Raw genomic sequence first — 8,848 nt, 5'->3', positions numbered from 1 at the left:
CGGCCCGCCTGCTGTTGGCCGTGGGTGGCGCGCCGGTCGCGGGCGATCTGCACCCCGCCGCTATAGTACACCGCCACCACGGCCGCCCCGGGCGGCGCTATATCCCCCGCGCCACCGCCGCCGGTATCCCCGGCGGCGGTGGGCTGGCTCAGTGCGTCGAATCTGTTGTTCGGCAACAGGTCCGGCGCGTTCTGGCGCAAATGTTCGGAAAAGGATGACAGGGCGTACCCCAGATGGAGACGCAAGGGGTCACCTGCGGTCACTGGCCACCTTTCTGCACGTAGGCGCGAACGAAGTCTTCGGCATTCTCTTCGAGCACATCGTCGATCTCGTCGAGCAGGTCGTCGGTGTCCTCCGCCAGCTTCTCGCGCCGTTCCTGACCGGCGGCGTCTACGCCGTCGACGCCTTCGTCGTCATCGCCGCCCCCGGCGCGTTTGGTCTGCTCTTGTGCCATCGCAGCCGACCTCCTCTGTTTCCACCGACCGGGCGCTGGTGCGCACCGGACGAATCGTGAGCAGCCTCGTGTGCTCGTCCTTCAACACTACCCAGCCGGGCCGACGCGTAGTCGGATTACGTCCCACCTCGAGGCGGGAAACCCGCGCGCCGGCCGCGCCGAGTACTCAGGCGGTGAGCTTTTGGACCAGGTCAGCCGCGGTATCCACACCGTCGAGGAGCTCGCCCACGTGGGCTTTGGTACCGCGCCGGGGCTCGAGTGTGGGGATGCGGACCAGGGAGTCACCACCCAGATCGAAGATCACCGAGTCCCAGCTCGCGGCCGCGATATCGGCACCGAACCGGCGCAGGCACTCCCCGCGGAAATAGGCCCGGGTATCGGTGGGCGGTTTGGTCATCGCGTCCAGCACCTGCTGCTCGGTGACCAGCCGTTTCATCGAGCCACGCGCGACGAGCCGGTTGTAGAGACCCTTGTCCAGGCGCACATCGGAATACTGCAGGTCCATCAGATGCAGTTTCGGCGCGGCCCAGCCCAGCCCTTCCCGGCTGCGCATACCCTCGAGCAGCCGGAGTTTGGCGGGCCAGTCGAGCAGGTCGGCGCATTCCATCGGGTCGCGTTCGAGTTTGTCCAGAATCATCGACCAGTTGTCGAGAATGTCCCGGACACGTGCGTCGTCGGTGCCCTGCACCTCGACGAACTTGGCGACGCGTTCGTGGTAGAGCCGCTGGATCTCGAGGCCGGTGAGTTCGCGGCCGTCGGCCAGCGCGACCTTCACCCGCAGGGTGGGATCGTGGCTGAGGGTGTGCACCGCGGTGACCGGGCGGGCCAGCTGCATATCGGACAGATCGGCGCCCGATTCGATGAGGTCCAGCACGAGCGCGGTGGTGCCGACCTTCAGGTAGGTCGACATCTCGGCCAGGTTCGCGTCACCGATGATGACGTGCAACCGGCGGTATTTGTCGGCGTCGGCGTGCGGTTCGTCGCGGGTGTTGATGATGCCACGTTTGAGGGTGGTTTCCAGGCCCACCTCGACCTCGATGTAATCCGAACGCTGCGACAGCTGGAACCCGGGGTTGTCCCCCGACTGCCCGATCCCGACTCGTCCCGAGCCACAGATCACCTGGCGGGACACGAAGAACGGGGTGAGCCCGAGGATCACCGCGTTGAACGGGGTCTCCCTGCTCATCAGATAGTTCTCGTGGGTGCCGTAGGAGGCGCCCTTACCGTCGACATTGTTCTTGTACAACTGCATCCGGGGTGCCCCGGGCACGCTCGAGGCATGCCGGGCGGCGGCTTCCATCACCCGCTCCCCGGCTTTGTCCCAGATCACCGCGTCCATCGGGTCGGTGACCTCGGGGGCCGAATATTCGGGGTGGGCGTGGTCGACGTAGAGCCGGGCGCCGTTGGTCAGGATCATATTCGCCGCACCGACCTCGTCGGCGTCGATCACCGGCGCGGGGCCGTTCATCCGGCTGAGATCGAAACCGCGGGCATCGCGCAGCGGGGATTCCACCTCGTAGTCCCACCGGGTGCGCTTGGCACGGGGCACCCCCTCGGCCGCGGCGTACGCCAGTACCGCCTGGGTAGAGGTGAGGATCGGGTTGGCCGACGGTTCGGTTGGCGTGGATATCCCGTACTCGACCTCGATACCGATGATGCGCTGCATGGCATCGAGCGTAGGCGACAATCCGTGTTCGGCACGCGAGCGGCGCCCGGGCCGCCCGGCGAATCATCCCCCGGGTCGTACTTCCGGCGGATGACCCGCGCTACCCGGCGGCCGCATGCTCGGGACATGACCAGTACCGCAGCCGATTCCGTTCCGGCCGGTTCACCGCCCCGCCTCGCCCGGCTGGTGGCGCTGGACGTCCTGCGCGGAATCGCCATCCTCGGCACCCTCGGCACCAATATCTGGATCCTCACCGACCCGGAGGGCATGGTCGGCTATCTGAACCGGCTCGTCACCGCCCCCGAGGACGGCTGGATGTGGGCGGAAAAAGTGCTCCAGCAGCTCGCCCAGGGCAAGTTCCTCGGATTGCTGACCGTTATGTTCGGAATCGGCCTGGCCATCCAGCAGGCCTCGGCGCAGCGCGCGGGGCGGAACTGGCCCGGCGGATACCCGTGGCGGGCAGCGCTGCTGTTCGTCGACGGCCTGCTCAATTTCCTGCTGATCGCCGAGTTCGACGTGCTCATGGGCTACGCGGTGACCGCACTGATCGTGGCCTTCCTGCTCGGCCGCAGTCCGCGTGCGCAGGGCCGCTGGCTGATCGGCATGCTGTGCCTGCACGTCACGATGATCGCGGTCTATGCCCTGGCCCTCGCCACGGCGGGGGCCGGCGAGGGGTCCGCGAGCGGATCGCTGTCTCCCAACCCTTACGCCGACGGGTCGTTCTGGGATCTGGTGCTGTTCCGCCTCGAGAACGCCGGACTGTTCCGGTTCGAACCGATCCTCATCCTGCCGCTGTCGATCGCGCTGTTCCTCGCCGGTGCCCGGCTCTTCCATGCCGGCGTGTTCGCACCGTCCGGTGCCCGGCTGCGCCGCCGGTTACTGCTTCTCGGTTTCGGTATCGCCGCGCCCGCCGACCTGCTGCTCGGCGTCTTCGGTGGCGGAAATTGGGTGCTGGTCACCCGTTATGCGATCGCGCCACTGGTTTCGCTGGCGATTCTCGCCCTGGTCGCCGAGTTCTATCTCCGCCGGCAACGGGCGGGTTTCACCGGCCGCCGATTGACGGAGATCGGCCGGACCGCGCTCAGTTGCTACATCCTGCAGAACTTGGTCGCCTCGATCATCTGCTACGGCTGGGGGCTCGGGCTGGCGGCGCGGTTCGTTCCGGAGGCCCGGGTCCCGTTCACCGTCGCGACCTATCTGGTGGTGGCCGGGGTGATCACGGTATTCGCGCACTGCTGGCTGCGCCGGTTCGAGCGTGGCCCGGTGGAATGGCTGTGGCACTCCAGCTACCAGCGCATCGTCCGGGCCGAGCCGGTGTTTCGGACCAGGTGACATCCACGCGGTGTCGCCGAGCCGCACCCACCTCGATCCTCGAGAGAGGTAATCGCTGTACAGCGACGGATACCTGCGTCGGTTGTGATATCGGTCATCCACCCGCCCCTGCGGATCTTCGTGAGCAGTTCGCTTACTCAGAGGTGGGCTACCGCACCGGAAAGTGTGTGCTTGTCGCTGCCGGCGCCGGTCTCGACACTCGGCCCTGTGAACGAGACTGCGGAGTTCCCCCGACCAGCCGGTACCGGAAGCCCATCGGCCGACCGGAAGGTGCCGGTAACCGTGCTCGGGACGGGGTCGATGGGGCGCGCCCTTGCCGAAGCCCTGCTAGCGGCGGGGCACCCGACCACCGTCTGGAACCGCACCCCGCAGCGGGCCGCTCCGCTGGTGGCGGCAGGCGCCGACCACCGGCTCGCCCTCGCCGACGCCGTCCTCGCGAGCTCCGTGATCATCATGTGCACCAGCACATTCCGGTCCGCCCGTGAAAGCTTGGCGGGCGCCGAGGGGCGGTTGGCCGGACGGACCTTGATCACCCTCAACAGTGGCACCCCCACCGCGGCGCGGGAATTCGCAGCGTGGGCGAAGGACTCCGGGGCTCGGTTCCTCGCGGGAGCGATCAAGAATGTGCCCTCGGCCGTCGGCAAGCCGGACACCTTGCTGTATTTCGGCGGTGAACGAGCGATCTTCGACGCCCACCGTCCGACCTTGCAGGCCCTCGGCGGCGACCTCGTCCACCTGGGCGACGACCCGGATCTGGCCGCCCTCTACGAGTCGGCCGTGGGTGCGACCCTCCTTCCCGCACTGCTCGGCTTCTTCGAAGGCGCGGCATTACTGGCGGCCCGTGGTATCCCAGCGCAGACGATGGTGCCCTACTCCGTCAAATGGTTCCAGATGATCGAGTCACTCCTGCCGGTCATGGCGGGCGAGATCGACGACCGGGACTACACCCGGCTCGGTTCCTCGATCGCGTTGTTCCACGACGCGATGTCGAATGACGATCAGCTCAGCGCGGATTCGGGCATTGATATGTCCTGGCATGCTCCGATGCACGAGCTATTGCGTCGAGCGGTTGCCGAAGGACGGGGCGAGCAGAGCATCACCGCCTTGGTCGAACTCTTGACAGCTCACCGGCCGAGCCGGTGAACGTCAGCACGAATTCCGAACGCTTTCGAGCAGGCACCGGCCATGATCGATCGCTCGGCTGAACCGATCGCGAAGTTCCTGCCCTACGCGCAGCAAGCGATGGGGGATATGACGGGTTGTACGCCGCGGTTGCCGCCATGGCGGGATAGCCGGAACCGTGGGCAACCGAAACGACACGGTCTTGCACGCTTCCCGGCGTAGCGACACGCCCGGCTGTCGAGTGAATTCGGGCACGGGAAAGGGCCAACGAGTGGTCCGACACACTGCGCGGCTCGGGCTGTACTTGCCGCGCGACTGCCACGATGATCCTGAGCGGAACCGACCGGCCGCAGGCCTCGTGGACGGTCGCACGCAGCCGAAGGGAGTACGGGATGGAGCCGAACGGCACCGCCGGTGAGCCGGGCGCCCCGGACGTGTCCACGGCCCGGTCCGACGGGAGACCGGACCGGCGCAGGACCGCGTTGCGGGTCTGGCTCGGACCGATTCTGGTGATCACCGCACTGATGACGTTGCTGGCGACCATGTACCTCGGCTACGTGATCGACCCGGAGAAGAACCTGCACGACTTTCCGGTCGCACTGGTGAACCAGGACGACGGCGATATCCGCGACGGCGCACCGATCAATATCGGCGACCAGATCACCGGCGCGCTCACCGAACAGGTTCCGGCGGACAAGATCGATCTGCGGGTCACCGGTATCGCCGAGGCGCAGCGGCTGCTAGGCAACGGCGAGGTCTACGGCGCGATCGTGCTGCCCAGCGATCTGTCCAAGCGACTCTCGATTCTCGGCGCCGGCGCGGTGGTTCCCGGCGATATCGAACGCCCGGTGATCACCGTGATCACCAATCCGCGCACCGGCACCTACGCGACGCAGATCATGCAGATCGTGGCCGATGAGGCCCTCACGCAAGTGGAGACCGAGGTCGGCAAGCAGCTGACCGCGGCGGTCGACGCCGAACTCGGCTCGGCCCCCGCCGGTGGCACCGAACTCAGCGGCGCGTCGCGCCTGATGCTGGCCGATCCGATCGAGGTCATCACCGAGCCCTACCGGCCGCTTCCGGACGGGACGGGCCGCGGCCTGTCGGCGTTCTTCTACACCCTGCTGGTGGTGCTGGCCGGGTTCACCGGGGCCATGATCGTGCACACGATGGTGGATTCGGCGCTCGGCTTCATCCCCACCGAATACGGACCGTGGTTCGTGCACCACCCCACGGCGCCGCATTCCCGATTCCGCACACTCCTGCTGAAATGGGGGGTGATCGCGGTGACCGCGCCGATTGTCTCCGGCATATTCCTCGGCATCGCGAATCTGCTGGATATGCCGCTCGACCACGGTCCGGCGCTGTTCCTGTTCAGCACGCTGGCGATCGTGGCCGTGGGCGTGACCGCCTTGTCGATCCTGGCGACGTTCGGCTCCGCGGGACTGCTGATCAACCTGGTGCTGTTCATCGTTCTCGGCCTGCCCTCGGCCGGAGCGACCATCCCGCTGGAGGCCACCCCGCGGTATATGGCGTGGCTGGCCGCGTTCGAGCCGATGCACCAGATCTATCTCGGTGTCCGCGCCATCCTGTACTTCGACGCCCACGGCAACCCCGGACTGGCGCGCGGGGTCTGGATGAGCCTGCTCGGCCTCGCCATCGGCCTGGTCCTCGGCGCGGTCGCCACGTTCGCCTACGACCGCAAAGGGCTGGAACGACGTAGCCGCTGAGCGGCACAGCGGCAGTGAGGAGGAACTGGCACACGGCGGCGGCGGCGGTGTCCGCAGCGAACACAGCCGAGTAGTACACCGGTCCGGCACCGTCGTACGGAGCGGCACGCCGGGCGGCAACCGGCACCTGCCGAGCGGCGACTGCGCAAGATCGGTCAAGCACAACCGGGACCGGACCGCCAGAATTTCTCCGTGACCACCCGACGTGACCGACTCCGCGAACTCCTGGACGCCGTTCTCGACGAGGACAACGCGACCCTCGGCCAGATGGCCGCCGGCGCCTACTCGTCCCCGTACCATTTCGCCCGGCAGTTCAGCCGCGGCACCGGTGAGTCACCGGTGAGCCTGCGGCGGCGGGTGCTGCTGGAGCGGGCCTGCTGGCAGCTCGGCACGGGTGATTCCGTCACCGAGGTGGCGTTCGCCGCGGGATACGACACGGTGGAGGGCTTCAGCCGGGCGTTCACCCGCGCCTTCGGCCATCCCCCGAGCGCGACTCCCCCACCGGCCGGCCGGGCACCGCGCTGGCTGCCGGCGGCGAACGGGATCCATTTCCATCCCCCCATGTCGCTGTGGGTCGAGGGAGAACCGAAGGGACGCTCCGATATGGACCCGACCGCGCTGCTGCTGCACCACGATCTCGACGACACCCGCCTCCTGCTGAAAGCGGCCACGGGTCTCGGCGAGGAACAGTACCGGCGCCCTCGTGCCGGCGCGGGGACGGTACTGCCGTGGGACGGGCCGGAGGATTCGATCGCCGCCGTACTCGACCATCTGATCCGGACCAAGGAGTCGTGGCTCGCCTCGATCGACGGCGCCGATACACCCGCACGGGGCGGCGACGATATCCCGTCGCTGTCGGCCCGTCTCGACGAGGTGGGACCGCGTTGGCTGGACACGATTCGCGAGATCGATCGACGCGGCGGCTGGGGCGACACCCTGATCGACGCGCTGTGCGACCCGCCGGAGAGCTTCGTGCTCGGCAGCGTGATCGCCCATGTGCTCACCTACTCCGCGTATCGCCGCCAGCAGGTGCGGTACTGGATCCACGACGACTTGCCCGCGGACGACACCGTCGGCTGGGGCGACCCGATCGAGTGGCTACGAAAGCGAGACTGAGTTGACCACCCCACCGAACTCCCCGCGCACCGTGTACAACACAGCGGTCAGTCTGGACGGCTATATCGCCACCACCGATCACTCGCTCGCGTGGCTGCTGTCCCGTGAATCCGACGAATCCGGCCCGATGGGCTTCACCGAGTTCCTCGCGGGAGTCGGCGCGATCGCCATGGGCGCCAACACCTACCAATGGATACTCGACAACGAGGGCACGCAGCCGTGGCCCTACGCGGTACCCAGCTGGGTATGCACCCACCGCGGGTTCCCGCGGCGAACCGATGCCGATATCCGCTTCACCAGCGCCGAGATCCCCGAACTGCACAGGGCGATGACCGACGTGGCCGCCGGAAAGGACCTCTGGATCGTGGGCGGTGGTGAGCTCGCGGCCATGTTCGCCGACCACGGCCTGCTGGACGAGATCATCGTCTCTATCGCCCCGGTGACCCTGGGCAGTGGCGCCCCGCTCCTACCGCGGGAACTGGAGCTGCGGATGACCGAACTGGCAGCCAACGGCGAATTCGCCTGCGTCCGTTACGCGGTGGTTCGTGAACCGAGCTGACAGCCGGACTCGCGGTGCCGGGCCTAACCGGAGGAGACCGAAGCAGTCCAGGAGGCGAAAGCCCGCGGGTTGCGGGTTTGCAGCAGCACCCGCCCGGGCCCGGTGAAATCGAAGACCAGTCCTTCGCCCGATTTCAGCGACTGCAGGGAGCGCCCGGATACGGCGCGGCGGATGGTGAATTGCATCGTGAGGTCGTAGGCCACCACATGCCCGGTATCGATGCTCACCTGCTCACCGGACGCCAGGTCGAACGTATCGATGGCGCCGAAAACCCCGACGACCACCTCACCCTGCCCCTCCGCACGAAGACCGAATCCGCCTTCACCGCCGAAGAGGTTCGCGAAGCCGCCCCACTGGCTTTCCACCCGCACGCCGGCCGAATTCGCGATCCAGCCGCCGCGGCTGATGAAGTACGGCCGGTCCGCGGCGATGGGGAGCGCGAGCATATCGCCGGGCAGGGAGGGCGCCACATCGACCCAGCCACCGTTCGCCGGTGCGGTGAAGGTGGAGACGAAAAACGATTCGCCGGACAGGACCGAACGTTTGAGCCCGGCCAGGATTCCGCCCTCGGCCTTGGCCTCGAGCGTCACTCCGGCCGAATGCGCCACCATGGCCCCGGTTTCCACGCGAACCGGCTCCCCGCCCGCCAGCACGCAGCGCGCCACGGTGGACGACGGGTTGTGCCGCAGTTCAACTTTCATGAGGCGACACTACCGCCCGCGACCGCCGGGGCGCGGTGTGCGCCCGGCGGGGGCGGGGGTGCCTCGTGGGCCCCGCGGGCCCGGGCGCCGGGGGGCCGGGACACCACATCCTCATGTTCTTCCTCGGTGAGGATGGCCAGGATGACGCGGCCCGACGAACCGCTGTGC

At 67.7% G+C, this 8,848-nt stretch carries 8 protein-coding genes and 1 pseudogene; 5 read left to right on the top strand and 4 right to left on the bottom strand.

Annotated features, from left to right (window positions below):
* From QH276_RS23230 to dop, 3 genes and pseudogenes are all read right to left on the bottom strand, one after another.
* Positions 1–263, bottom strand: a pseudogene (locus QH276_RS23230) (proteasome subunit beta); the annotation flags it as partial.
* Positions 260–454 (bottom strand): ubiquitin-like protein Pup, encoded by a 195-nt coding sequence (locus QH276_RS23225; RefSeq protein WP_030521323.1) that lies wholly within the window; start codon positions 452–454, stop codon positions 260–262. The gene QH276_RS23225 and the pseudogene QH276_RS23230, both read right to left, overlap by 4 nt.
* A 166-nt stretch (positions 455–620) precedes the next feature.
* The gene (gene dop, locus QH276_RS23220; protein WP_280401899.1) at positions 621–2,120 is read right to left on the bottom strand and encodes a depupylase/deamidase Dop; all 1,500 of its coding nucleotides are present in this window, start codon (positions 2,118–2,120) and stop codon (positions 621–623) included.
* Positions 2,121–2,246: 126 nt separating this feature from the next.
* On the opposite strand from dop, the gene QH276_RS23215 reads away from it, so the two are divergent.
* From QH276_RS23215 to QH276_RS23195, 5 genes are all read left to right on the top strand, one after another.
* The gene (locus QH276_RS23215; protein WP_280401898.1) at positions 2,247–3,452 is read left to right on the top strand and encodes a DUF418 domain-containing protein; all 1,206 of its coding nucleotides are present in this window, start codon (positions 2,247–2,249) and stop codon (positions 3,450–3,452) included.
* Between the two features lie 207 nt (positions 3,453–3,659).
* Positions 3,660–4,595, top strand: a complete 936-nt coding sequence (locus tag QH276_RS23210; protein ID WP_280401897.1) for an NAD(P)-dependent oxidoreductase — start codon at positions 3,660–3,662, stop codon at positions 4,593–4,595.
* A gap of 302 nt (positions 4,596–4,897) precedes the next feature.
* Positions 4,898–6,304: a YhgE/Pip domain-containing protein gene (locus QH276_RS23205; protein WP_280401896.1), complete on the top strand. Its 1,407-nt coding sequence runs from the start codon at positions 4,898–4,900 to the stop codon at positions 6,302–6,304.
* A 192-nt stretch (positions 6,305–6,496) separates the two neighbouring features.
* Positions 6,497–7,420 carry a helix-turn-helix domain-containing protein gene (locus QH276_RS23200; protein ID WP_280401895.1) on the top strand — a complete coding sequence of 308 codons (924 nt, stop codon included), beginning with the start codon at positions 6,497–6,499 and terminating at the stop codon, positions 7,418–7,420.
* A 1-nt stretch (position 7,421) separates the two neighbouring features.
* Positions 7,422–7,979, top strand: a complete 558-nt coding sequence (locus tag QH276_RS23195) for a dihydrofolate reductase family protein (RefSeq protein ID WP_280401894.1) — start codon at positions 7,422–7,424, stop codon at positions 7,977–7,979.
* Positions 7,980–8,002: 23 nt separating this feature from the next.
* On the opposite strand, the gene QH276_RS23190 is transcribed toward QH276_RS23195, so the two are convergent.
* Entirely contained in the window at positions 8,003–8,680 is a 678-nt protein-coding gene (locus tag QH276_RS23190) for a TIGR00266 family protein (protein ID WP_280401893.1), read from the bottom strand.
* Positions 8,681–8,848 lie beyond the last annotated feature (168 nt).

It is taken from the genome of Nocardia carnea, from assembly GCF_029869215.1.
In the GTDB taxonomy this organism is placed as follows: Bacteria; Actinomycetota; Actinomycetes; order Mycobacteriales; family Mycobacteriaceae; genus Nocardia; species Nocardia carnea_B.
Note: the sequence above shows the minus strand (reverse complement) of the source record. Positions and strands in the feature narration are given on the sequence as shown.

Bases quoted from the DNA above. Each gene is read 5' to 3' on its own strand.
- QH276_RS23225 (WP_030521323.1), bottom strand. From the start codon at position 454: ATGGCACAAGAGCAGACCAAACGCGCCGGGGGCGGCGATGACGACGAA.
- dop (WP_280401899.1), bottom strand. From the start codon at position 2,120: ATGCAGCGCATCATCGGTATCGAGGTCGAGTACGGGATATCCACGCCA.
- QH276_RS23215 (WP_280401898.1), top strand. From the start codon at position 2,247: ATGACCAGTACCGCAGCCGATTCCGTTCCGGCCGGTTCACCGCCCCGC.
- QH276_RS23205 (WP_280401896.1), top strand. From the start codon at position 4,898: ATGATCCTGAGCGGAACCGACCGGCCGCAGGCCTCGTGGACGGTCGCA.
- QH276_RS23190 (WP_280401893.1), bottom strand. From the start codon at position 8,680: ATGAAAGTTGAACTGCGGCACAACCCGTCGTCCACCGTGGCGCGCTGC.